Genomic DNA, 24320 nt, shown 5'->3' with positions numbered 1-24320 from the left:
TTCTCAATCGTCACCGTTCAACATCTCATTTAATGTCTCACCAGCAACTCTTATAATATAACATAGCCACCAAGCAAAAAGCAAGCTTTTTTTTCAGAAAGATTAAGTTTCAATCTCTCGAAAATCATTTTGCCCTTAAAAGGGGCGAGTTATAATATAACTCATTCTAGCTAACTAAGTCAAGGATTAAACAATATTCTCAATATATAGCTGTCTTTCCTGAATTAAATTGATTATTTCTCCATTTACAGAGACAAGAGGCCGAGTTGGGTGATTACGATCTGAGAACACGATCTCTCCTATTCGATCATCACTTAGACGTACACGGGTTCCATTATGGAACTGGGTTACTTTATTGATAAAGGTCTGAACAATCGCCGGATCCAGCTTGCCGAACGATTCCGACTGAAGCTGTTCCAGAACCATATAAGGTGACTGAGCCTTACGATAACGCTTCTTGAGTGTCATGGCGTGGAAAATATCCGCCACTGCGACGATACGAGAGTAGATATGCATTTTATCACCGGTTAAGCGAAGCGGATATCCTGACCCATCTACTTTCTCGTGATGCTGGAGAGCAGCTAACCTTACTCCCTCATTAAGTGCAGCGGAATTTCTGAGCATTTGATAGCCATAAGTTGTATGCATACGCATTTCCTCAATCTCTTCAGACGATAAAGGGAGCGGACTATATAGAACCTTAGGATCGATCTTCGCATTGCCTATGTCATGAAGAAGTCCGGCAAATGCTACCTGCATCCAGTCCTTCTGAGGCAGCCCGTACCACTGAGCAATCAAATAAGAAGTGAGCGCAGATAATATGCCGTTATGGTACATATAATCATACTCATTCATGCCACGGGGTGAAAAAGTCAAAATATTATAATGTCTAAGCTGTGCAATTAGTGCCTCTAACTGATTCCGCAGATCCAGCACGGGCAGCTCGGATGCCAGAATCGATTGAAAAGAACTCTTGATCAAGTTAAGCATTCTGTCATACTCCGTATGCAGTTGATCCTGTGGGGACCTTTCCAATGCTTCTACCGCTGTATTGTGGGCCTGAGCCTGTCCATTCTTCACAGCGTCTTTGCCTGCTGCCAACTTGGATTCACTGCCCTCTATTTCAACCTGTTGAATGAGAAAAGCCTGAAGAATATCCAAGTCCCGGGGGAGAAGGATTTTTCCTTTATTAAAAAGAACCCCGCCCAGCGGAGTATGTACAGCCGATGCAATTTTCACACCAGGTTTCAGATCTACTACAGGGATACTAGCCATGTTGGTATCATACCTCGCAAATTTAGACTTATTTGAATAAATGAATAGACGTATTCATAATACTTTTCCGTTATAACCATTATATTACGCTACCTGCTTCGCCTACAATCAAAAAAAGAGGCCCCCTTGAAGGGAGCCCTTATTAAAAGTTAAAAAGCTTTATTCCTCAGCGTCATCCGTCTCCGGTATAACGATCTCTTCACTCTCTGTAAGGTCCAGTAAATCTTCTGGTCCCGGTAAAGATACTTCCTCGTCCAGAAGCTCTTCCGCTTCCTCTGTCTTATCCGTACGGCATACCGTAGCTACAGAGTCCTCTTCCCGGATGTTGATCAGTCTCACGCCCTGCGTGTTACGTCCCATAGTTGAAATTCCAGCCATGCTTGTACGAATCAGTGTACCGCTGCTTGTAATGATCATCAGGTCTTCCTCATCCTTAACTACCTTCAGACCCACTACAGAGCCATTCTTCTCGGTGACATTGATCGTCTTAATCCCTTTACCGCCACGGCTTTGTATCCGGTATTCTCCGACTGGAGTACGCTTACCGTAGCCTTTGGTAGTAACAATAAGGACATCCTGCTCTGGATCTACTATATCCATACCAATTAGCTGATCATTCTCATCCAGAGTAATCCCTTTAACCCCGGTTGCACTTCTTCCCATTGAACGAACATCGCCCTCAGAGAAGCGGATAGACATACCTTGAGCCGTACCCATAATTAACTCCTGTCCGGAATGGGTCAGCTTCACTTCAATGAGATCATCATCATCACGAAGGTTGATGGCAATAAGTCCACCCTTACGGATATTCACATAATCATCCAGAGGCGTTTTCTTAACAATCCCTTGTCTAGTAGCAAAGAACAAGTGTTTGTCCTCTTCAAATTTCTCTACTGGGATAACCGCATTCACCGTCTCACCCTGTTCGATTTGGATCAGGTTGATGATAGGTGTCCCGCGGGCTGTCCGCCCCAGCTCTGGAATCTCATAGGCCTTAATCCGATAAGCCTTACCCTTGTCTGTAAAGAACATCAGGTAATGGTGAGAATTCGTGACAAATAAGTGTTCAACGAAATCGCTGTCCTTGGTATCCATTCCAATGACTCCGCGGCCGCCCCGCTTCTGACTGCGATAAGTCGATACTGGCAGACGCTTGATGTAACCTGTATGAGTAATCGTGATAACCACGTCTTCGCGTGGAATTAGATCCTCATCCAGGATACTCTCTTCTCCAATGGTAATTACCGTGCGGCGCTCATCTGCATACTTGTCTTTAATCTCCTGGAGCTCTCCATCGATAATCTCCAGAACAAGGGACTCATTTGCAAGAATTTCACGGTATTCCGCAATCTTTTGGAGAAGCTCATTGTATTCATTTTCGATCTTCTCACGCTCTAGACCTGTCAGGCGCTGTAGACGCATATCTAGAATGGCCTGCGCCTGCTCAAAGCTTAGTCCAAAGCGCTCAATTAAGCCTTCACGGGCAATTTCCCCAGTCTGGGAGCTGCGGATCAGCTTGATGACTTCATCCAGGTGATCCAGAGCGATCCGTAAGCCCTCGAGAATATGCGCACGGGCTTCCGCCTTCTTCAAGTCGAATTCGGTCCGCCGGCGAATAACTTCGATCTGGTGCTGCAAATAGTAGTGCAGTACTTCACGCAGCGTCAGAATCTTCGGCTCTTTATTGACAATGGCCAGCATGTTAATTCCGAAAGTGGACTGCATTGACGTATGCTTATACAGGTTATTGAGCACTACATTCGGATTGACATCTCTGCGCAGCTCAATCACAATACGCATTCCGTTACGGTCAGACTCATCTCTTAGGTCGGTTATACCCTCAATCCGCTTCTCACGAACGAGTTCAGCAATCTTCTCAACCAGACGCGCCTTGTTCACCTGATAAGGAATTTCATGCACGATAATTCTTGCCTTGTTGTTATTCTCTTCAATCGTTGCATTGGCCCGCATGGTTACGGAGCCACGGCCCGTTGTATAGGCTTGACGTATTCCTGAACGTCCCAGAATAAATCCGGCTGTCGGGAAGTCCGGTCCACTAATATAATCCATCAATTCAAGCGATGTAATCTCTGGATTCTTAATCAAAGCCTGTACGCCATCAATAACCTCACCAAGGTTATGCGGTGGTATATTCGTAGCCATACCGACTGCAATCCCTGTAACCCCGTTAACCAATAGGTTAGGGAACCGGGCAGGAAGTACAACAGGTTCACTCTCTTCCCCATCATAGTTGGGCATAAAGTCAATAGTTTCTTTGTTGATATCGCGCAGCATCTCCATAGCGATCTTGGAGAGACGTGCTTCGGTATAACGCATAGCTGCTGCCATATCACCGTCAATCGAGCCAAAGTTACCATGACCATCGACAAGCATATTGCGCATTGCAAAATCTTGGGCCATCCGTACCATGGATTCATAAACCGCACTATCACCATGAGGGTGGTACTTACCTATAACTTCGCCCACAATTCTGGCTGACTTCTTGTATGGCTTGTCCGGCGACATGCCAAGATCACTCATTGCGTATAGAATGCGGCGGTGAACCGGCTTAAGCCCATCCCGTACATCCGGCAGGGCACGGCTAACAATGATGCTCATTGCGTAATCCATAAAGGATTCTCGCATCTCCACGCCAATATCCCGATCTATAATTTGCGAGCTATTCTCTTCCGCCATGCTGGACCTCCTTAAATATCTTACCCATGCCTGATTATTCGCTGTATGGTATGGAGTGAGGACAAGGTCTGACTAATCACTCCAATTAACAAAAAAATTACGATCCCTGATAACGAAATATTCATTCTTCGATACCGGGATATTCATTCTTCCCTATGTATAGAAAAAGCCCCAAAGAGCTTGAAACGCAGGAAAACTCCAACATTTATTATATTACTTTCACAAATCAAGCACAATTAAACGTTGATAGCCAGAAGGCTTTCTTCTCCCCCCGCGTTTGATGAAAAATAGGGATGTGTCCACTCCCATTGTTCACCTTTCACATACACTAGGATATAGGCATTTCCTTATTTCCTTAAAAAACCTGAAAAATCCCCATATCCTATAATTATACCATTGTTTTTCTCTTCTGTCCTATGTTTTTCATCTCCAGCGGATGACCATTCTCCTAGAAATGAAAGGAAGGAAGCTGACCTTGAGTATTCAACGAATAGCTAGCAAATGGAACAAAACGCAAATCATCCTGCAGCAGCCGAACCTGCAGCCTTATATTCCTGAAACTCGAAAGTTCTCGTTAGAGGACCTAAGAGCTATGATCCATCAATACGGTCTCGTATATATTAAGCCCGATAGAGGGACTTATGGAAATGGAGTCATGAGCGCAGAGTACTACGTGGAGAGTCCGGAAGAGAACGGGACAGTCGGAAATGAGGCAAACCCGGTGATTGAAAATAAGGATCCCCAGTATAAGCTCCGCTTTGGAATCCAAACCCAGACTTATAAAACCCTAGAAGAGCTATATATTGCACTCATCGACAAAATTAGAAAACGTAATTATCTGATCCAGCAGGGGATCCATCTTCTGACCTACCAAAGGCGAAAGTTCGATATCCGGGTGCTGGTTCAAAAAAATTTGAAGAGAGAGTGGGAGACGACAGGTTATATTGCCCGCTTGGGCGCCCCTCAGAAGATTATAACGAACCATCATGGCGGAGGTACCTCTTACCCGGTGGAACAGCTCCTAAGCCCCCATATGGACGTTAGACAGCTTGAATTGATCCTCTCCGAGCTTCGTCAACTAGGTACACAGGTAGGATACCAGCTGCAGGTCGCCTACCCCAGGCTTAAAGAGCTCGGTCTTGATATAGCTATCGATGCCGAACTTAAAGCGTGGATTCTAGAGGTGAATACGATGCCCGCCCTGTTCCCTTTTAAAGAGCTTAAGGATAAAAGGATTTATAAGCGAATTAGAAGGTATGCGGTCCATTACGGCAGACTTAAGAAAAGCAAGGTTACAACTTAAGCCCCTCTCGGCACAAAAAAAGCCGCAGCCTAGGCTGCAGCCTTTATGAATTAAAAATCTAGATTGGTCACATACTTGGCATGTTCTTGAATGAAGTCACGGCGCGGTTCAACATTATCGCCCATCAGCGTATCAAAAATGGCGTCAGCCTGAATCGCATCAGCAATCGATACCTGCTGCATAGTCCGGCTCTCTGGATCCATCGTTGTCTCCCAGAGCTGAGTAGCATTCATCTCACCCAAACCTTTATAACGCTGGATGTTGAATTTGGCATTCTCACCGAACTCGGCAATAATCTGGTCACGTTCCTTCTCGGAACCAGCATAGCGCACCACTTTGTTACGTTCAATTTTGAACAGCGGCGGCTGGGCAATGTACACATAACCGGCATCGATAATTTTGCGCATATAACGATAAAAGAAAGTGAGCATCAAAGTCCGAATATGAGCTCCGTCCACATCCGCATCCGTCATAATAATAACTTTGTGATAACGGGCCTTGGCAATATCAAAGTCATCGCCGATACCTGTTCCTAAAGCTGTTATAATCGCCCGAATCTCGGCATTGCCTAGGATCCGGTCCAGACGTGCTTTCTCTACATTCAGAATCTTACCGCGCAGCGGAAGAATAGCCTGGAAGTGACGGTCACGTCCCTGCTTGGCTGAACCGCCGGCAGAGTCTCCCTCAACAATGTAGAGCTCACTGATGGCGGCATCCTTCGATGAACAGTCAGCAAGCTTACCCGGAAGTGAACTGACCTCAAGTGCACTCTTGCGCCGTGTTAGTTCACGGGCTTTACGTGCAGCTTCACGCGCGCGGGAGGCTTGAAGAGCTTTCTCCAAAATGCGCTTGGCTACGGATGGATTCTCCTCCATAAACTCCTGCAGCTTCTCGGCAAATAAGGACTCCACAATCCCGCGGACTTCACTGTTACCCAGCTTGGTCTTAGTCTGACCTTCAAACTGCGGCTCAGGGATCTTAACAGAGATGATGGCTGTAAGGCCTTCCCGTACATCATCGCCGGTGAGATTGGAATCGCTGTCCTTGATCAGGTTATATTTACGGGCATAATCGTTAATAATCCGGGTGAGCGCACTCTTAAAGCCGGATTCATGAGTTCCGCCCTCATGGGTATTGATATTATTAGCAAAAGAATAGATATTCTCCGTATAGCTGTCATTGTACTGCAGCGCTACTTCAACCTGAATCATATCTCTTGCACCCTCGACATAGATAGGTGTTTCGTGAAGAGCTTCACGATTCTGATTCAGAAACTGGACATACTCTCCGATACCACCCTCGTATTTGAACGCATTGGACTGCCCGGTACGTTCATCATGCAGAGAGATGGAGATTCCTTTGTTCAGGAATGCTAGTTCGCGAATACGGGTTAGGAGAATATCATACTCGAACACGGTAGTCTCGGTAAAAATCTCCGGATCTGGCGTGAACGTAGTCTTCGTTCCTGTCTCCTCAGATTCCCCGATGATACGGATATCATATTGGGGAGCTCCCCGGTGATATTCCTGCTGATAAATGTGCCCATCACGCTTAACCTCAACCACAACTTTCTCGGATAGAGCGTTCACTACGGATACACCTACACCGTGCAGACCGCCGGATACTTTGTACCCTCCACCGCCGAACTTGCCCCCGGCATGCAGAACAGTCATAACAACTTCTAGGGTTGAACGTTTCAGCTTGGGATGCTCGCCGACAGGAATACCGCGGCCGTTATCTATGACTGTCACACTATTATTCTGATGTACGATGACGTCGATCTGGTCAGCATAGCCTCCCAGTGCTTCATCGATACTATTGTCTACGATCTCCCATACCAAATGATGAAGACCTCTGGAGCTGGTCGAACCTATATACATACCTGGACGTTTCCGTACGGCCTCAAGGCCCTCAAGCACCTGTATCTGACTTTCATCATAGGATTGTTCATTCATCGACATGCCTTCACCTGCTTCTTTTATTGAGATTCAGTTCTTACTCACGCATTTGCAAAAAATTGATGCGCACGCTTCTTCAGCGTTGCCGAGGAAATGGGGGAATAGTACACCGTTTGCTTGGTCACCACAATGGACTTCGGTTCTTCCTCACTGATGTGAACCACCTGCTTGTGCTTCTGGGCATGGGTCACGAACTGCTTGGATATCTTCGAAGACTTCTCGATAGAAATATCAAAAATAGCGACAAGCTCGGCAGACGAAACAATCTTCTCTCCGCCTAAATGAATGTACATACCGTGCCTCCATCCTAGCTGTTTACTTGTCCCTCTTGGACATGATAAATACTGGCGTCCTTCAGCCTGCCGGCATTAATAGTCTCTATACCGGTTGCGGTAATGAACGTCTGTACTTTGCTTTGAAAAGTCTCGATCAATTGAGTCTGTCGATAAGGATCGAGCTCAGAGAGAACATCGTCGAGCAGAAGAACCGGATACTCACCGATCTCCTCATGGATCAGCTCAATCTCTGCTAGCTTGAGAGAAAGCGCCGTTGTTCTCTGCTGGCCTTGGGATCCATACACTTGTGCTTCTTTGCCGTTGATATAGAAGGCTAGATCATCCCGGTGCGGTCCCGCCAGAGTCATGCCCCTCCGTATCTCCTGATCCTTCATTTGTGATAACTTTATCATAAACTGCTGTAATAAGACAGCTTCATCTTCTTCCACAGCCTCCCCAAATGAAGGCAGATAGATCAATTCCAGCCTCTCGGCCCCATTCGTAATTCCTTGATGAATATCTGAGGCCCACTTTTGCAGTTTTCTTATGAATTGTTTCCGTTTCTTTATAATTTTAACACCATGCTCCGCCAGCTGCTCGTTCCATATCTCAAGCATGGTCATGTCTGTGCCCCCGCCCCAGGACTGCTTCAGCATATTGTTACGCTGAATCAGCACCTTCTGATACTGCTGCAGATGGTACAGGTAGCTGGGTGTGACCTGGCCGATCTCCATGTCGAGGAACCGCCGCCTGATTCCTGGTGTTCCTTTTACAATTTCAAGATCCTCAGGTGCGAACATCACCACATTCAGCGCCCCGATAAAATCACTCAGCTTGCGCTGCTCCAGACCGTTAATCTTCGCCTTCTTGCCCTGAGAGGAAAGTCTAAGCTCCAGGTTAACAGCTCCATACTTCTTATCCACCTCAGCAGCAAGCTGGGCGGCATTCTGCTGAAACCCGATCAGCTCTTTATCCTTGGAGGTCCGATGTGACTTGGTTAATGCCAGTACAAATATGGCCTCCAGCAGATTCGTCTTGCCTTGGGCATTGCGGCCAATCATGAGATTGACGCTCCCGAATGAATCCAGAGTCAGCTCATTGTAGTTGCGGAAATGCTGTAAGCTTAAATTTTTGACGAACATTGAACGGTTACCCCCTCATCTTACGCTGCCTATGCTGAAGGCAGTAACTCCGATTATCAGGGATTGTTACTTAGCAGCAACCTGAAAAGTCCCGCAGCCTTCCACCTCGACAAGGTCCCCCGGATACAGCTTACGCCCCCGGCGTTCTTCCAATTCCTGATTCACCTTCACCGCACCGTCCTGCAGCAGGGCCTTAGCCATTCCGCCTGTCGGCACACAGTCAGCCAGCTTCAAGAATTGATCCAGCTTGATAAATTCACTGTGGATAAGTATCTCCTTCATGCCAATTTCCTTTCTCCTGCAGTTATCAACAGGTGCATAACTTTTTTAGTTGGTGGTTCGGTAAGGAAGAATCAAGTATAAGCTGCGGCTCTCATCAACCGGCTTCACAATAATGGGACTCATTGGACCGGTAAAACCGATATGGAGCTGCTCACTTTCTACGACCTTCAGAACATCAAGCATATATTTGGAGTTAAAAGAGATACGCAGCGGATCCCCGTTAAATTCAGCGACCTCCAGCTGTTCTGTTACTTTACCCAGCTCCGATGAGCTGGAGGAAATCTCTATTGTACCATCTTCCAGCGTCTGAAGCCGAACAATATTGGTCTTCTCCTCACGAGAGAGCAGGTATGCCCGGTCAATAGACTCGCTCAGCTTCTTGGTATCAAGTACAAGCTCTGTCTTGTAGTTCGTCGGAATAATCTTAGAAGTATCGGGATAGGTTCCGTCTAATATACGTGAATAGAACAGGACACGGTCGATTTTGAATAAGACCTGGTTATCGGCCACGACAATATCTACGCGGGTGTTCTGGTCTGGAATGATCTTGCTGAGCTCGTTCAGTGTCTTACCCGAAATAACAATATTGCTGAATTTAACGTTCTCAGCATCTTCAAGCGGAGCAGTGCGGCTGGCCAGGCGGTGACGGTCTGTAGCGACGAACTTGAACAGGCTGTCACTCAGATTCCATAGAACCCCTGTAAGAATAGGCGTTGTCTCTTGCGTGGAGATGGAGAACACGGTCTGCTTGATCATGTTACGAAGAAGATCGCCAGGGATGGAAATGACCTGATCCTCTTCAATGCTTGGCAGAACCGGGAATTCCTCCGGATCCAAGCCTACCAGCTGGATATCTGTAGAGCCCGAGCGGATAAAGGTCTGGAAGCCGTCTTTAACCTCCATCTCGATCTCTTTCGATGGCAGCTTCTTAATAATTTCCACAAAGAACTTGGCAGGGAGCACGACGCTACCCGGACGCTCCACCTGCACGATCGTCTTCTTGTCGTCTTCAGCCGGAATGAAGGCCTGGATGGAAATATCCGTATCACTTGCGGTCAGAATGACCCCTTGAAAATTCACTTCCAGCTTAATACCGGTAAGGATAGGGATCGTTGTCCGGCTGGATATAGCTTTGGATACATGCTGGATGGATTCATTAAGATCATTTTTTAAGATGCGAATTTTCATGTTTTCAACTCCTAAAAGTTTTATGAAGCATAAGTTTGAAATCTATGGCATAAGCTTTCTTAAGCTGATTTTTGGGTTTGCCGTTTTTTAAAGGTTTGGGGATATTTTATCCGCACTTGTTATGAAGAAGTATATCTTTTAATTAATTATAGAAGTAGTAGGGGGCCTGAATATGTGGATAACCAGGCTAAAGACATAAAACGAAGCCTATTCACATGTGTATAAATTGTGCATAGGCTTTTGTGGTTTTGTGCTGAATTTTTGGGCTGTTTTTGACCAGCTGACTTACATATGTCTAGGAGGAATTTTTGATCTTCTCCGTTAGGGTATTAATGACTTTGTACAGCTCCTGATCGACCTTCAAATGCTGGGTGATCTTCTCATGAGCATGAATGACGGTCGTATGGTCCCGGCCTCCGAAGGCATCACCAATCTTGGGAAGAGAATAATCCGTTAACTCCCGGGACAAATACATCGCAATCTGCCTTGGAAAGGCAATAGCTTTGGTCCGTTTGCGGGCTTTGAAGTCTTCCATCCTCAAATTGTAATAATCGCCGACCTTTTGCTGGATATCCTGAATGGTGATCATCTTAGGTCTGCTTGAAGGAATGATGTCCTTGAGCGCTTCAGCAGCCAAATGCGTCGTCACATCCTGATTAATCAGCGAAGAATAAGCAACTACACGGATTAAGGCTCCCTCAAGCTCACGAATGTTCGTATCAATCTGGTTCGCGATATACATCATGGCCTCGTTGGGGATGTCCAGATTCTCCGCCTTCGCCTTCTTACGAAGGATTGCAATCCGGGTCTCCAGATCCGGCGGCTGAATATCGGTAATGAGTCCCCATTCGAACCGGGATCTGAGCCGCTCCTCGAGTGTCGGAATTTCTTTTGGCGGGCGGTCACTAGAGATAATAATCTGCTTGCGCTCTTCATGCAGCGCGTTGAACGTATGGAAGAACTCCTCCTGCGTAGACTCCTTGCCGGCCAGAAACTGAATGTCGTCGATCAGCAGAATATCGATATTCCGGTATTTGTTACGGAAGCTCTCCGCACGGTTATCGCGGATGGAGTTAATGAACTCATTCGTAAATTTCTCGGAAGAGATATACACGACTTTGCTGCTTGGGCTGTGCTCCAGAATATAATGCCCAATCGCATGCATAAGGTGCGTCTTGCCAAGTCCTACTCCTCCATACAAAAAAAGAGGGTTATACGCACGGGCCGGGGCCTCAGCCACAGCAAGCGACGCTGCATGCGCAAACCGGTTGCCTGAACCAATAACGAACGTATCGAACGTATATTTCGGATTAAGCATATGGGAGATCGTATCTTCACTTGGAACGGGAGGTGGCGTCTGAGTCTGGGGAAGGCTGGGCTCACTTGGTCTTGATTCCTCAATGACAAAGGAGACATCAACCTGCTTGCCCATGATTTCCATGACGGTTGTTGCTACCAGCTTGGTGTAGCGGCTCTCAAGCCACTCTACTGCAAAAGTAGTCGGTGCGGAAATGACAATAGTCTGATCTGTAAAGGAGACCGCCTTGGTTGCTTTAAACCAGGTGTCATAACTCGGCTTGCTTAGCTTGGTTTGAATGATGGATAAAATTTGCTGCCATATTTCAGAAGTATGGCTGTCCACAGACTGTCACTCCTTTAAAATCTTCCAATTGTGGTTAAAGCCATGCGTGGAATGTCGAAAAAAACTGAAATATGGGGGAATTATCCCCATTAATCAGTGAAACGGGAGGATATACACAAAGTATAATTTCAAATTGTTCACAATTTTATCCACAGGCTGTTGATAAACATATAAGAATATTAGAGATATTCACACAGAAAACAATTCAATCATAGCAAAAGAAGTGTTATATTTCAACGTAAAGCAGGAATTTATCCACAAATTCAATAACTTGTGTATAAATATAATTCACACCACTACATATTGTTTATAAATTGTTTAAATTTCGACAGAGCTTGCAGAAAAACAAAAATATTTATGCACAGGTTGTTCTAAAAAAATAACCGGCTGTCCCCAATCGATCGGGTTCAGCCGGTTTGTTTTTTTACGCTATAATCCTCGTTTTTTGAGATAAAATTTTCTGAAAATCGTTCGATTTTCAGTTATACACAGCCAGGATGATCATCATTTGTCCAAAATTTTTCGTTGGATTTTGGCTATAGCTGCGTACTCCTCCTCCAAATTGCGGGAAATACGGATATAGATCGGCAGCAGCTCTTGATACATCTCCACGTTCTCCTGAATCGGCGTGTGACGATGCGTGGGCCCTACCATGGTGGAGACAATAGACAGGGAGTCTGCCTTGCCCAGCGCATAGAGTCCAAGCACGACGGCGCCCAGGCAGGAGCTCTCAAAGCTCTCTGGTACGATCACTTCTTGATCGAAGATATCGGCCATCATCTGGCGCCAAATTGGCGATCTGGCGAAGCCGCCTGTAGCCTGAATGACGGAAGGCTCCATCTGTTCCTTCATGGCCAGCAGGACGGTATACAGGTTGAAGATGACTCCCTCCAGCACAGAACGAACCATGTGCTCCTTCTTATGGTGAAGGGTCAGCCCGAAGAAGGAGCCACGGGCATCGGGGTTCCACAGCGGAGCTCTTTCCCCGGTCAAATAGGGGTGAAAGAGCAGGCCATCGGAGCCGGGCCGCACTCTTTCGGCAATTTTGGTCAGGACATCATAAGGATTGATTCCAAGTCTCTTGGCCGTCTCCACTTCAGAGGCTGCGAATTCATCACGAACCCAGCGGAAGATCATGCCCCCATTATTAACAGGGCCGCCAATGACCCACTGTTTATCCGTCAGGGCATAACAGAATGTTCTCCCCTTGGGATCGGTCACAGGACGGTCTACAACTGTCCGGATAGCCCCACTTGTGCCGATGGTTGCAGCCAGTACTCCTGGCTCTATCGCATTAACCCCAAGATTGGACAGTACCCCGTCACTGGCTCCGATGACAAAAGGGGTTGATGGCAGCAAACCCATCACCCCTGCATATATTTGATCCAGCTTGTCGAACTTGTAAGTCGTCGGCACGAGCTGCGAAAGGTGGTCTCTCGTAATCCCTGCCGTACTCAACGCTTCTTCATCCCAATCGAGCTGCTGTAAATTCAGCAGCCCGGTTGAGGAAGCAATGGAGTGGTCAACTACATATTCGTGGAACAGCTTAGCCGTTACGTATTCTTTAATAGAAATAAACTTGCTTGTCCGGCCAAAAATTTCAGGATGGTCCTCACGCAGCCAGATCAGCTTGGTGAGAGGGGACATCGGATGAACCGGTGTCCCTGTCCGAAGATAAATCTCGTGACCCCCCATTTCGTGCTTGAGCTTAGTCGCCCAGGCGGCACTGCGGTTATCTGCCCAGGTAATGCAGGCCGTAAGCGGGTTGCCATTCTCGTCGACAGCAATGATACTGTGCATCGCGGAGCTAAAGGCACCGAACATAACTTGTTCGGGTCTTACGCCGCTTTTCGCCATAACCTGCTGCACAGATTGCAGTACGGCATTAAAAATCTGCTCAGGATCTTGTTCAGCTACAGAAGAGCTTGGCGTGTGCAGGGGATATTCATTCGTTGCCGAAGTAACAACCCTTCCGTTCTCTTCAAATAGAACTGCCTTCGTGCTGGTCGTACCCATATCGATACCTATCATATAGTTGATGAAATTCATCTGTATACCTTCTTTCTGTCAAGCTGCACCTTACATGAAGGCGCTGAGGATAAGGATGAGAACAAGTCCCATTACGGATAACAGAGTCTCCATGACAGTCCAAGATTTCAGGGTCTGAGGCACGGTCATATTGAAGAATTCTTTAACCATCCAGAAGCCCGCATCATTCACATGTGACAAAATAATCGATCCAGCGCCAGTCGCGAGCACCACGAGTTCTACGTTGGCACCCGGAGTCAGGGCCAGAACAGGGGCAACAATACCGGCAGCGGTGGTCATCGCTACAGTAGCAGAGCCGGTTGCCACACGGATTAGAGCAGCTACAAGCCACGCGAACAGAATTACGTTAATATGAGCACTGGTTGCCATCTCGGCAATCGCTGTACCTACACCACTGTTAATCAGTACCTGCTTGAATGCGCCGCCCGCACCAATAATTAAGATGATGGTTGCCGTTGGAGCCAAGCACTCGCTGGTGAACTTGCTGATATCTTCTTTGGAGAATTTTCTCGCAAAGCCCAATGAGAAGAAGGAGAAGACTGCAGCGATGAGCAGCGCGATAATCTCGTGACCGATAAATTCACAGAAGCGGGTGAAACCATACGCTGCCTCAGGATCCAAAATGTTGGCTACAGATCCAATCAGCATCAAAATGACAGGAAGAAGAATAGTGAACAGCGTAATTCCAAAGCCGGGAAGACCCCGATCGCTCTTAAGTGAGAACTGTTCGGCTAATTTTGCTGGCGGCTCAACCTTTATACGTTTTCCAATATATTTACCGAATAAAGGACCAGCGAAAATGGCTACTGGCAGACCGACCAGGATAGAGTAGAGAATTGTCTTGCCAAGATCAGCATGGTAAGCATCGATGGCAATCATGGGTGCTGGATGCGGAGGCACCAGACCATGGACCGTAGACAGACCGGCCAGAATCGGAATACCGATTTGAAGCAGAGACATTTTGGTCTTCTTAGCTACCGTAAATACAATTGGAATCAGGAGAATAACGCCGACTTCGAAAAAGACGGGAATACCCACAATAAAACCGACGAACATCATAGCCCAGTGAACTCGTTTCTCACCGAATCGGTTCACCAAAGTTGTAGCAATCTGCTCAGCGCCGCCGGATTCGGCCATCATTTTGCCGAGCATGGTACCCAGCCCTATGACGATCGCGATAGTTCCGAGTGTTCCGCCAAGTCCGCCGGTTAGAGATTTAATGACCTCTTCAGGCTTCATACCGGCAAGCAGTCCAAGCATTAATGCCGAAATCAGCAGTGTGACAAAAGGGTTCCATTTATACTTGGAGATCAGGACAATTAGAAAAACAATGGCGATGAGTGTCCATATTAACAATGTAACGTTATGACTTAGTCCAAAGATGCTGTTCATGGAGTAGTGCTCCTTTTCATTATGTTGTAAAAGCGCTTACAATTATTACCCATTAACTTTAATAAGGTTTAGCTAATCCTCGATTAGTTATTCTGTATACTTGTCGACAAGTTAGACAGAAAGAAGCTGACGCTTCCGCCATTTGGACTGAATTAAATACCACCTGGCTGTTATAGACGAGGAAAGCTATGATGAAGGGTGGTGTGGGAGTCCGAGAAGTATTCACGAACTACCTCTTCAATTCGCTCCGGATTCTTCGACTCTAATCCCTCAATAAGGATCCGGTGCTTATTTACTACAAATTGAACCTTGTCTTCTCCCTCAGAGAATACCTCTTCGGTAGTGACCAGCATGACCGTCATCACAATATGGCGAATACTCTTCCATAAGTGAAGAATTCGGGTGTGATCGGCTTCCAGAATCATGGCTTCATGGAACGATAAATCCTGAAATGAGAAATCGGCAACATCCCGATGCTTGGCTGCAAGCTCCATTTTGTCAATAATTTGCTTTAATGAAGGAATTAGGCCTGATAACTTCTTGATCGGCAGCCGCTGCTGTACAAAGCTTTCTATAAGATAGCGTACATCGTACAGTTCTTCCACATCCTTGAGGCTGAGTCCTAATACCACAGCTCCCATACGTTCTAACCGAATAAGTCCTTCGCCCGAGAGCGTTCTTAGCGCTTCACGAACCGGGGATCTGCTCGTACCGAAGTCCGCTGCGATGCGGTTCTCGGATAGGATCTCACCAGCTTTTACCGCACCTTTTATAATCTGCAATCTGAGTTCACAAGCGATCGACTCACCCAGTGAAGCCCCTTGAAGCCACGAAGAAGGGTAATGCATCATCCATAACTCTCCTATTCAAAATTCGAGTATACGTTAATTACGCGTACCCCGATCTTAGCATAGATTGGTTAGGGGCTTCCAGAACGCTTCCTGAAGACCGCTATTCATCAACTCCTTTGTGACATTTGGTACACTTGTATACAACTTATATTAACCCAGACCTGATCATCTGTAAACTTAAAATGTAAGCGATATCACAGGTATTTTTTTCCTAGATCAATTCGAATGTATAAGAGTTTTACTCTCGACTAAAATAATTATGCACATGTGTATAAGCCATTTTGTCCATATGAAGTTCGTTTTATTGTGGATAAGTGATTGGCTGTAGAGTTATCCACCAAAAAACTTGTATTTTTGTTTTGAAAAGGAAGGGTCTTTGGTTGACTTTATGGGGGTTTCGTGGTTAAATGTAAAAAGGCTTTTTCTGCGGTGTTTTTAAAAGTAAGAAGAAGACAGTAATCCTGTGAGGGGGTGCAATATATGAAACCGACTTTCAAACCGAATGTGAGCAAACGTAGTAAGGTTCACGGTTTCCGTAAGAGAATGAGCACAAAAAACGGCCGTAAGGTGTTGGCTGCTCGCCGTCTGAAGGGTAGAAAAGTACTTAGTGCGTAAATGATACGCGTGAAGACCACTGCGGTGGTCTTTTTTTCGTAAGGGGACGTAATTTGAGGCTAGGTTATTTCCGATTCTTGAATCTGCTGCGGGTTAGGGCAGACGGGATGGTTCATAATAGATGAAAGTTAAAGGTACATCTCTTCTACAATTAGGTGTGCATTCCAAGGAGATTTGTCGTGCATAAGAAACTGCGTTTAAGAAACCGGGCTGATTTTGGACGGGTGTATCGTTATGGGAAGTCCTTTGCTAACCGCCAGCTGGTGGTCTATTGGTCTGTAAAAAATAATGTTGAACAGTTCCGGCTCGGCATTTCCGTAAGCAAGAAGATCGGCAATGCGGTGGTCCGCAACCGAATGAGACGCTTGATTAAGGAAATTGTAAGGCTGCACAAGAGCGAAATTCGCGATCACGTGGATATTATTTTTATTGTAAGAAAAGGTGCTGTGACTATGGAGTATAAGGAACTCGAGAAAAGTGTACTTCATGCCCTGCGAAAAGCAGGCCTTGTAAGGACTTCGCGCTCCTGACAGCTTGTTTATTTGTCTGTACAATTATGGTATGATTTAGGCTGATGGATTGGTTAAGAGAGGGGTTATGAAGTGTCGCGATTGAAGTCAACTAAAAGCAAGTGGCTGCTTATTGCACTGGCGGTCGGATTGCTTATTCTGCTTGCCGGCTGTACACCAAGTGCAACGCCAACACACACTACAGAGGACATGGCTAACAGTAGTTCATTCTGGCAAAAAAATGTAGTTTACTATTTCTCACTTGCTCTTGATACGTTCGCCAGATGGTTCGGCGGTGAGTACGGACTGGCGATCTTGGTCATGGTGATTATTGTGCGGACAATTATTTTGCCGCTTACCCTTAAACAGGTGAAGAGTTCGAAGGCGATGCAGGCCATTCAGCCGCAGCTTGCGAAGATCAAGGAGCAGTACAAGGATAATCCGCAGCTCCAGCAGCAGGAGACAATGAAGCTATTCCAGGAGAATAAGGTTAATCCGATGGCGGGCTGTCTGCCGCTCATTATTCAGATGCCTGTCTTCATTGCGCTGTATAACTCTATTATTTACAACTCGGCAATTCGGGAGCATCCGTTCTTGTGGCTTCAACTGGGCCAGCCGGACCATTTGTTCATCCTGCCGGCATTAGCCGCAATTAGTACATTTGTTCAGACTAAGATGATGTCCAATATGAATCCAAGCGGAATGCAGGGACCTATGCAGTTCATGATGTTTATCTACCCTGTGTTGATCTTTATCATGGCTTACAATTTCCCTTCCGCACTTCCTTTATATTGGTTCTTCAGTAACATTTACACGATTGTTCAGAACTACTTCCTCTATAAGAAGCCGGCTGGCGAAGTGGCAGTTGTTGATGCTGCACCAGTTAGCGGTAAATCCAAGAGAGGTGGATCTAATCTGAAAGCCGGTACACCGGCAAGAGGCACCAACAAGGAGGCCAACAAGAAAAAATGAACAAAGTTGTGACGTCGGGAAAAACCATTGAAGATGCTGTTAGACAAGGATTGGCTAAGCTCGGCACCACCGAGAATCAAGTTGCCGTGAAAGTGTTGGAGCAGCCATCAAGAGGATTCCTGGGTCTGTTCGGAGTAAAGGAAGCCAAGGTTGAGATTACTTTACTGGCTGACACGAGAACAGAACCGCCAAAGGTCGAAACAACTCATGCCGAGATTATAGAGCAGGCAGCTTCGAGCAGCGAAGAATTTCAGCATGAAGGCAAAGATCCTTTTCAAGAGGCGGCGTCATTTATCTCGGATGTAGGTGAAAGTATGGGCCTGCAGGTTGAGGTAGAGATTGTGCACCGCAAGGACAGCACGATTCTTAACATTTCCGGTTCTGATCTTGGCCTATTGATAGGAAGAAGGGGCCAGACCCTTGATGCACTTCAATATTTGGCGAATATTGTAGCGAACCGCTACTCGGATAGCTTCATAAGGCTTGTTCTGGATGCTGAGAACTTCAGGGAACGCCGGAAGAAGACACTGGAGGAACTTGCTCTGAGACTTGCCGGCAAAGTGGTTCGTTCCCAGAAGGAAGTCTCCCTGGAGCCTATGTCTCCCCAGGAGCGTAAGGTGATTCATGCGAAACTGCAGGATCATCCTGAAGTGAAGACCTATAGTAAGGGCGAAGAGCCTAACCGTAGGGTAGTTATTACGGTAAGACAAAGTAAATGAATGCAATGGGAGTGACGTTTGCCTCGGCAATCGTCATTTCTTTTTATTTATATAGAAGAGGTGAGAAGATGGTTACAGATACAATTGCTGCGATCTCAACAGCTGTAGGAGAAGGCGGGATTGCCGTAATTCGGGTGAGTGGACCGGAGGCTGTGGCTGAGGTTGGCCGGCTCCTTCGTTCCAAGATACCTTTGGCAGAGGCAGATAGTCATACCGTTCATTACGGGTTCATTATAGATCCAGACTCGGGGGACAAGCTTGAAGAGGTCCTTGTCACGGTGATGAGAGCACCTCGTTCGTTCACCACAGAGGATGTGGTGGAGATCAGTACTCACGGCGGAGTCATTTCGGTGAAAAGGGTGATGGATCTGCTGCTGAAGCAGCCATTAATTCGTCTAGCCGAACCTGGGGAATTCACCAAGCGCGCATTCCTCAATGGACGGATTGACCTGTCACAGGCTGAAGCGGTCATTGATTTGATTCGCTCCAAGTCTGACAGGGCCTTCTCCGTTGCCCTCAAGCAGGTGGAAGGGGATCTGTCCCGGAGGATTCATGAGATCCGCCAGACTCTGCTGGAGACGCTTGCGCATATTGAAGTGAACATTGATTATCCAGAGCATGATGTAGAGTCGCTGACTTCAGAGTTCATCAAAGAGAAATGCACCCAGGCTCTGGCTGGAATCGATCTGCTGCTTAAGCGGGCGAATGAGGGGAAGATTCTTCGCGAAGGGATTACTACCGCAATTATTGGCCGGCCTAATGTAGGTAAGTCATCCTTGATGAATGCTCTGGTGAGAGAGAACAAGGCCATTGTTACGGACATTCCGGGGACTACCCGTGATGTAATTGAGGAATTCGTGACCATTAATAATATTCCGCTCAAGCTGCTGGATACGGCGGGGATCCGGGAGACCATGGATGTGGTGGAGCAAATAGGGGTAGAACGCTCCAAAGCAGCGGTAAATGAAGCGGATCTTATCCTCTTTGTCCTAAATGGAGCGGAGCCGCTGCATGAGGATGAGGTGGCCCTGATGCAGCAAATTCAGCATCGTCAGGTGATTGTACTAATCAATAAGAGTGATCTTCCGCAGCAGGTTGATTTAGAGGTGGTTGGGCGTTATTTTCCAGAGGAGAATCGTGTTAAGCTGTCTGTTAGAACTTCAGAAGGGCTGGAAAGCCTTGAAGAAGCTATTACTCATCTCTTCCTGGGTGGGCAGCTGGAATCAGGCGATCTGACCTATGTTAGCAACGTGAGACACATTGCGCTCCTTAACAAAGCGGCGGCCTCCTTGAGGGATGCTTATGAAGCAGCAGAATCAGGCATTCCCATTGATATTTATCAAATTGATGTCCGTCTGGCCTGGGAGCAGCTTGGAGAGGTTATTGGGGACTCTGCACCGGATTCGCTGCTGGATCAGATATTCTCCCAATTCTGCTTAGGGAAATAAGTAAAGTATTTGCTCAGAGGATCGGTATATAGGCTGGGATCGTGGTATGATGGTGGATGTAGTTATTTTAGTGCTTTTGGTTCAATCCATGTAGTTCAGTAAATAAACGGTTCCGAATGCGGTTATGATGAGATTCATGAGGCAGTGGAACGCTCGATATATAAGGAGGTAAGCAAGAATGGGATACCCGGCGGGTGATTATGATGTTATCGTCGTGGGTGCAGGCCATGCTGGCGTAGAGGCGGCATTGGCAGCGGCTCGAATGGGCTGCAGTACGCTTATGGTTACCATCAACCTGGACATGGTCGCATTTATGCCATGTAACCCATCTATTGGTGGTCCTGCAAAAGGTCACGTAGTTAGGGAGATTGATGCACTAGGTGGGGAAATGGGCCGCAATATTGATAAGACCTTTATCCAAATGCGGATGCTGAATACAGGGAAAGGACCAGCCGTTCATGCGCTGCGTGCTCAGGCGGACAAATTCATGTATCAGCATGCCATGAAAGAAACCATGGAGAAGGAAGAGAACCTTACACTTCGCCAAGGTATGGTCGAAGAGTTAATTATCGAAGATGGAAAGTGTGTGGGTGTTGTCACCAAGACTGGAGCAGAGTACCGCGGGAAAGCAGTGGTGTTAACTACCGGAACATATCTGCGCGGTAAAATCATTATGGGTGAGCTAATGTATGAGAGTGGCCCGAACAATCAGCAGCCTTCCGTAAGATTAGCCGCTCATTTGAAAGAGCTTGGCTTAGAGCTCGTTAGATTCAAGACGGGAACACCTCCGCGTGTTCACAAGGATACCATCGACTTCTCGCAGACGGAGATTCAACCTGGTGATGAGAAGCCGAAGTTCTTTTCCTATGAAACGAAGGGCTCGGATAACGAACAGCTGCCTTGCTGGCTTACGTATACCTCAATTGAAACCCATGAGATTATTAATTCGAATCTTCATCGGGCTCCGATGTTCTCAGGTGTCATTGAGGGAACGGGTCCAAGATACTGTCCTTCCATTGAGGATAAGATTGTACGGTTTAGCGATAAGCCTAAACACCAAATTTTCCTTGAGCCGGAGGGCAAGAATACCTCTGAGTATTACGTTCAAGGTTTGTCTACCAGTATGCCTGAAGATGTCCAGCTTCAGATTCTGCGCTCGATTCCAGGTCTGCAGAATGTTGAGATGATGCGTACGGGTTATGCCATTGAGTATGATGCGATGGTGCCGACCCAGCTGTGGCCTTCACTTGAGACCAAGCTTGTACCCGGCCTCTTCACTGCCGGTCAGTTGAACGGAACATCCGGATATGAAGAAGCTGCAGGGCAAGGGATTATGGCGGGTATTAATGCAGCCCGCAAAGTGCAGGGAAAAGAGCCAGTGGTACTGGATCGATCCCAGGGTTATATTGGTGTTCTTATTGATGATCTGGTTACCAAGGGGACGAATGAGCCTTACCGGCTTCTAACTTCAAGAGCTGAATATCGCCTTCTTCTTCGTCATGACAATGCCGATCTTCGTCTGACCCCTATCGGTTATGAGATTGGCTTGATCAAGCAGGATAGATATGAACAGTTTCTCAATAAAAAGCAGAATGTCGAGCTTGAGATTGAGCGCCTCCAAGCAACCAAGGTGCGCCCAGTGGAGGTTAACCCGATTCTTGAGTCCATTGGATCAACTCCGATCCAAGATGGAAGCAACCTGCTTAATATTCTTCGCCGTCCTGAAGTCAGCTACGCTCACATTGAGCCGTTATCTCCTTCTACGCTTGAGTTGGATGAGGATATGAAGGAGCAAGTAGAGATCCAAATCAAATATGCGGGTTACATTGAGAAGCAGTTGCTTCATGTGGAACGACTTCAGAAGATGGAGAAGAAGAAGATTCCTGACAATATCAAGTATGATGATATCCATGGCATAGCGATGGAGGCACGGCAGAAGCTGGATCGCATTCGTCCAATCTCGATTGGTCAGGCCTCACGGATCTCAGGTGTAACACCGGCTGATATTTCCATCCTTCTGGTATATCTTGAGCACTATAATCGAGTAACTGCTGCAGGAGGATAAGTTATGGATTCAGTTCAATCCAATTTTGTCAGCTTGATTGAGGCCCAGGGACTTCACTTAAGTGAACACCAGCTTGAACAATTTGATATTTACTTCCGGGAACTTGTATCCTGGAACGAGAAAATGAATTTAACTGGAATTACAGAGCGGGATCAAGTCTATGTGAAGCATTTCTATGATTCACTGACGCTTGCTTTTTATAAGGGAATGAACGAGGTTGTCAGCATCATTGACGTCGGATCGGGAGCTGGCTTCCCAGGTATTCCCCTCAAAATCACATTTCCTCATCTTAAGCTAACCATTGTAGATTCACTTAACAAGCGTATTTCGTTCCTTCAACATGTTGTGAATACGATTGGTTTGGAGGATGTACAGCTTATCCATGGTAGAGCAGAGGACGTGTCGAGGCTTCCGGAACACCGCGATGCATACGATTTGGCTACGGCTAGAGCTGTTGCACGCTTGGCTGTGTTGAACGAGTTCTGTCTCCCATTTGTGAAGCCAGGCGGCGTGTTCGCTGCCATGAAGGGTAACAATCCTGGTGATGAGCTGGGGGAAGCTGCTTACAGTATGAAGGAACTAAAGGGCTCTTTAGTTGAGACTTATAATTTCAACCTTCCCGTAGAGAATTCTGAACGTCATATTATTTTAATCAAAAAGACAGCCCCAACGCCTAAAAAGTATCCGCGCAAAGCAGGTACTCCTTTAAAGACACCTCTTATATAGAGGTGTTATTTTTTTGGTATTTTTTGTGTTCCACGTGAAACAATCCATGATGAAATTGAGATTTTTCTCTGATAAGTTTATTAAAACATCCAATCAGACTATAACAAATATTGGGTTTTCGCTATCCTCTTCTATAGTTCTTTCCGTCTGGAATGATTGATAAGAAACTGGTAAGATAGAGAATAGGATTATAGAGGAAAAAGTGATAGAATAGATTATATCCAAAGCATATGAATCTCCTTCTAAAACCGGATTTATATCCCTTATAAGTCGGGAATTCAAGGCCCTTATCGGATGCCATTAACTCATTCCTTCGGGAATGAAGATCATAAGGCAGTAGTGCCTTATGCTACTATGAAATTAGGTGGTAATCTACGGAATGAAAGAACAATTTTCTAAATTGTTTGGGTTGACCGAACGAAACAGCGGGGAAGAGGTAAAGCAACTTCCGGTAGATAACATTGTCGGCGGCCCCTATCAGCCTCGGACAGTTTTTGACGATGAAAGAATTGATGAGTTATGTCAAACGATTAAGACTCATGGTGTTATTCAGCCCATCGTAGTCCGTTACCGGAATGAGAAATATGAGATTATTGCAGGGGAACGTCGTTGGCGTGCAGTGAAGAAGCTTGGATTTGAGACTATTCCAGCGATAGTTCGGGATTTCAATGATTCCCAGGCCGCTTCCATTGCTCTAATTGAGAACCTGCAGCGGGAGAATCTTACCTCTATAGAGGAAGCTATCGCGTACCAGAATCTGATTGATCTTCACCAGCTGACTCAGGAGAGTCTGGCACAGAGATTAGGGAAGAGCCAATCCACGATTGCTAACAAGATTCGCCTCCTGCATCTGCCAGAAATTGTGAAGAACGCTTTGATGGAACGGAAGATTACTGAACGCCATGCTCGGGCTCTATTGTCATTAGATACTGAGGAGCTTCAGCTGAAGGTTCTGGAAGAAATTATTGCTAAAGACTTGAACGTGAAACAAACGGAAGCAAGAATTGCTTTTTATAAAGAAGTAGCTAAAAACAAAAAAACCAAGCGTATCTCTTTTACCAAAGATGTCCGTCTAGCATTAAATACGATTCGGCAATCGATTGATATGGTATCGGGATCCGGACTACAGATCAAGACGGCTGAGACTGATCACGAAGACCACTATGAAATTGTCATTAAGATTCCCAAACGTTAATGGACAAGTTTGCGCTA

General features: G+C 46.3%; 20 protein-coding genes. 9 read left to right on the top strand and 11 right to left on the bottom strand.

The features are described from left to right. Positions 1 to 186 precede the first annotated feature (186 nt). Positions 187 to 1275, bottom strand: a complete 1089-nt coding sequence (locus ACEN86_RS20855) for an HD-GYP domain-containing protein (protein ID WP_495632385.1) — start codon at positions 1273 to 1275, stop codon at positions 187 to 189. 159 nt (positions 1276 to 1434) lie between these two features. Further along, positions 1435 to 3972: a DNA gyrase subunit A gene (gene gyrA / locus ACEN86_RS20850; RefSeq protein ID WP_495632384.1), complete on the bottom strand. Its 2538-nt coding sequence runs from the start codon at positions 3970 to 3972 to the stop codon at positions 1435 to 1437. Between the two features lie 475 nt (positions 3973 to 4447). Between gyrA and ACEN86_RS20845 the strand changes: the two genes are divergently transcribed. Continuing rightward, positions 4448 to 5275 carry a YheC/YheD family protein gene (locus ACEN86_RS20845; RefSeq protein WP_495632383.1) on the top strand — a complete coding sequence of 276 codons (828 nt, stop codon included), beginning with the start codon at positions 4448 to 4450 and terminating at the stop codon, positions 5273 to 5275. 50 nt (positions 5276 to 5325) lie between these two features. On the opposite strand, the gene gyrB is transcribed toward ACEN86_RS20845, so the two are convergent. The 9 genes from gyrB to ACEN86_RS20800 all read right to left on the bottom strand — a co-directional run bounded on the left by gyrB (position 5326) and on the right by ACEN86_RS20800 (position 16051). Beyond that, the gene (gyrB, locus tag ACEN86_RS20840) at positions 5326 to 7236 is read right to left on the bottom strand and encodes a DNA topoisomerase (ATP-hydrolyzing) subunit B (RefSeq protein WP_495632382.1); all 1911 of its coding nucleotides are present in this window, start codon (positions 7234 to 7236) and stop codon (positions 5326 to 5328) included. Between the two features lie 38 nt (positions 7237 to 7274). Further along, complete coding sequence (gene remB / locus ACEN86_RS20835; protein ID WP_495632381.1) at positions 7275 to 7526, bottom strand: extracellular matrix regulator RemB; 252 nt, start codon at positions 7524 to 7526, stop codon at positions 7275 to 7277. A gap of 14 nt (positions 7527 to 7540) precedes the next feature. Further along, positions 7541 to 8650, bottom strand: coding sequence for a DNA replication/repair protein RecF (recF, locus tag ACEN86_RS20830; RefSeq protein WP_495632380.1), 1110 nt, complete (start codon positions 8648 to 8650; stop codon positions 7541 to 7543). Between the two features lie 66 nt (positions 8651 to 8716). Further along, positions 8717 to 8932 carry a S4 domain-containing protein YaaA gene (gene yaaA, locus ACEN86_RS20825; RefSeq protein WP_127198875.1) on the bottom strand — a complete coding sequence of 72 codons (216 nt, stop codon included), beginning with the start codon at positions 8930 to 8932 and terminating at the stop codon, positions 8717 to 8719. A 45-nt stretch (positions 8933 to 8977) separates the two neighbouring features. Further along, positions 8978 to 10120 carry a DNA polymerase III subunit beta gene (dnaN, locus tag ACEN86_RS20820; RefSeq protein ID WP_495632379.1) on the bottom strand — a complete coding sequence of 381 codons (1143 nt, stop codon included), beginning with the start codon at positions 10118 to 10120 and terminating at the stop codon, positions 8978 to 8980. A 295-nt stretch (positions 10121 to 10415) separates the two neighbouring features. Further along, complete coding sequence (gene dnaA, locus ACEN86_RS20815; RefSeq protein WP_495632378.1) at positions 10416 to 11762, bottom strand: chromosomal replication initiator protein DnaA; 1347 nt, start codon at positions 11760 to 11762, stop codon at positions 10416 to 10418. Between the two features lie 504 nt (positions 11763 to 12266). Then, on the bottom strand, positions 12267 to 13811 hold the full coding sequence (gene gntK, locus ACEN86_RS20810) for a gluconokinase (RefSeq protein WP_495632377.1): 1545 nt from the start codon (positions 13809 to 13811) through the stop codon (positions 12267 to 12269). A gap of 30 nt (positions 13812 to 13841) precedes the next feature. Beyond that, on the bottom strand, positions 13842 to 15203 hold the full coding sequence (locus tag ACEN86_RS20805; protein ID WP_495632376.1) for a GntP family permease: 1362 nt from the start codon (positions 15201 to 15203) through the stop codon (positions 13842 to 13844). A gap of 170 nt (positions 15204 to 15373) precedes the next feature. Beyond that, positions 15374 to 16051, bottom strand: a complete 678-nt coding sequence (locus ACEN86_RS20800) for a GntR family transcriptional regulator (RefSeq protein ID WP_495634366.1) — start codon at positions 16049 to 16051, stop codon at positions 15374 to 15376. A gap of 483 nt (positions 16052 to 16534) precedes the next feature. Between ACEN86_RS20800 and rpmH the strand changes: the two genes are divergently transcribed. The 8 genes from rpmH to noc all read left to right on the top strand — a co-directional run bounded on the left by rpmH (position 16535) and on the right by noc (position 24303). Next, positions 16535 to 16669 carry a 50S ribosomal protein L34 gene (gene rpmH / locus ACEN86_RS20795; RefSeq protein ID WP_068621644.1) on the top strand — a complete coding sequence of 45 codons (135 nt, stop codon included), beginning with the start codon at positions 16535 to 16537 and terminating at the stop codon, positions 16667 to 16669. A gap of 179 nt (positions 16670 to 16848) precedes the next feature. After that, the gene (rnpA, locus tag ACEN86_RS20790; RefSeq protein ID WP_495632375.1) at positions 16849 to 17199 is read left to right on the top strand and encodes a ribonuclease P protein component; all 351 of its coding nucleotides are present in this window, start codon (positions 16849 to 16851) and stop codon (positions 17197 to 17199) included. Between the two features lie 72 nt (positions 17200 to 17271). Beyond that, complete coding sequence (locus ACEN86_RS20785) at positions 17272 to 18150, top strand: YidC/Oxa1 family membrane protein insertase (RefSeq protein ID WP_495632374.1); 879 nt, start codon at positions 17272 to 17274, stop codon at positions 18148 to 18150. Continuing rightward, positions 18147 to 18869, top strand: coding sequence for an RNA-binding cell elongation regulator Jag/EloR (gene jag / locus ACEN86_RS20780; RefSeq protein WP_495632373.1), 723 nt, complete (start codon positions 18147 to 18149; stop codon positions 18867 to 18869). Before ACEN86_RS20785 ends, jag begins: the two co-directional genes overlap by 4 nt. A 68-nt stretch (positions 18870 to 18937) precedes the next feature. Further along, the gene (gene mnmE, locus ACEN86_RS20775) at positions 18938 to 20317 is read left to right on the top strand and encodes a tRNA uridine-5-carboxymethylaminomethyl(34) synthesis GTPase MnmE (protein ID WP_495632372.1); all 1380 of its coding nucleotides are present in this window, start codon (positions 18938 to 18940) and stop codon (positions 20315 to 20317) included. Positions 20318 to 20495: 178 nt separating this feature from the next. Then, a complete protein-coding gene (mnmG, locus tag ACEN86_RS20770; RefSeq protein WP_495632371.1) occupies positions 20496 to 22382 on the top strand; it encodes a tRNA uridine-5-carboxymethylaminomethyl(34) synthesis enzyme MnmG in 1887 nt (628 codons plus the stop codon). Positions 22383 to 22385: 3 nt separating this feature from the next. Further along, entirely contained in the window at positions 22386 to 23108 is a 723-nt protein-coding gene (gene rsmG, locus ACEN86_RS20765) for a 16S rRNA (guanine(527)-N(7))-methyltransferase RsmG (RefSeq protein WP_495632370.1), read from the top strand. 379 nt (positions 23109 to 23487) lie between these two features. Continuing rightward, positions 23488 to 24303, top strand: a complete 816-nt coding sequence (gene noc, locus ACEN86_RS20760; RefSeq protein WP_495632369.1) for a nucleoid occlusion protein — start codon at positions 23488 to 23490, stop codon at positions 24301 to 24303. The last annotated feature ends 17 nt before the right edge of the window (positions 24304 to 24320 follow it).

This window comes from Paenibacillus sp. Paensp111, assembly GCF_059492195.1.
This window is presented reverse-complemented; position numbering and strand designations above follow the sequence as displayed.

Excerpts from the sequence above, each read along its gene's own strand:
- ACEN86_RS20855 (WP_495632385.1), bottom strand. The coding sequence starts at position 1,275 with ATGGCTAGTATCCCTGTAGTAGATCTGAAACCTGGTGTGAAAATTGCA.
- gyrA (WP_495632384.1), bottom strand. The coding sequence starts at position 3,972 with ATGGCGGAAGAGAATAGCTCGCAAATTATAGATCGGGATATTGGCGTG.
- gyrB (WP_495632382.1), bottom strand. The coding sequence starts at position 7,236 with ATGTCGATGAATGAACAATCCTATGATGAAAGTCAGATACAGGTGCTT.
- remB (WP_495632381.1), bottom strand. The coding sequence starts at position 7,526 with ATGTACATTCATTTAGGCGGAGAGAAGATTGTTTCGTCTGCCGAGCTT.
- recF (WP_495632380.1), bottom strand. The coding sequence starts at position 8,650 with ATGTTCGTCAAAAATTTAAGCTTACAGCATTTCCGCAACTACAATGAG.
- yaaA (WP_127198875.1), bottom strand. The coding sequence starts at position 8,932 with ATGAAGGAGATACTTATCCACAGTGAATTTATCAAGCTGGATCAATTC.
- dnaN (WP_495632379.1), bottom strand. The coding sequence starts at position 10,120 with ATGAAAATTCGCATCTTAAAAAATGATCTTAATGAATCCATCCAGCAT.
- gntK (WP_495632377.1), bottom strand. The coding sequence starts at position 13,811 with ATGAATTTCATCAACTATATGATAGGTATCGATATGGGTACGACCAGC.
- ACEN86_RS20805 (WP_495632376.1), bottom strand. The coding sequence starts at position 15,203 with ATGAACAGCATCTTTGGACTAAGTCATAACGTTACATTGTTAATATGG.
- ACEN86_RS20800 (WP_495634366.1), bottom strand. The coding sequence starts at position 16,051 with ATGCATTACCCTTCTTCGTGGCTTCAAGGGGCTTCACTGGGTGAGTCG.
- rpmH (WP_068621644.1), top strand. The coding sequence starts at position 16,535 with ATGAAACCGACTTTCAAACCGAATGTGAGCAAACGTAGTAAGGTTCAC.
- jag (WP_495632373.1), top strand. The coding sequence starts at position 18,147 with ATGAACAAAGTTGTGACGTCGGGAAAAACCATTGAAGATGCTGTTAGA.
- mnmE (WP_495632372.1), top strand. The coding sequence starts at position 18,938 with ATGGTTACAGATACAATTGCTGCGATCTCAACAGCTGTAGGAGAAGGC.
- mnmG (WP_495632371.1), top strand. The coding sequence starts at position 20,496 with ATGGGATACCCGGCGGGTGATTATGATGTTATCGTCGTGGGTGCAGGC.
- rsmG (WP_495632370.1), top strand. The coding sequence starts at position 22,386 with ATGGATTCAGTTCAATCCAATTTTGTCAGCTTGATTGAGGCCCAGGGA.
- noc (WP_495632369.1), top strand. The coding sequence starts at position 23,488 with ATGAAAGAACAATTTTCTAAATTGTTTGGGTTGACCGAACGAAACAGC.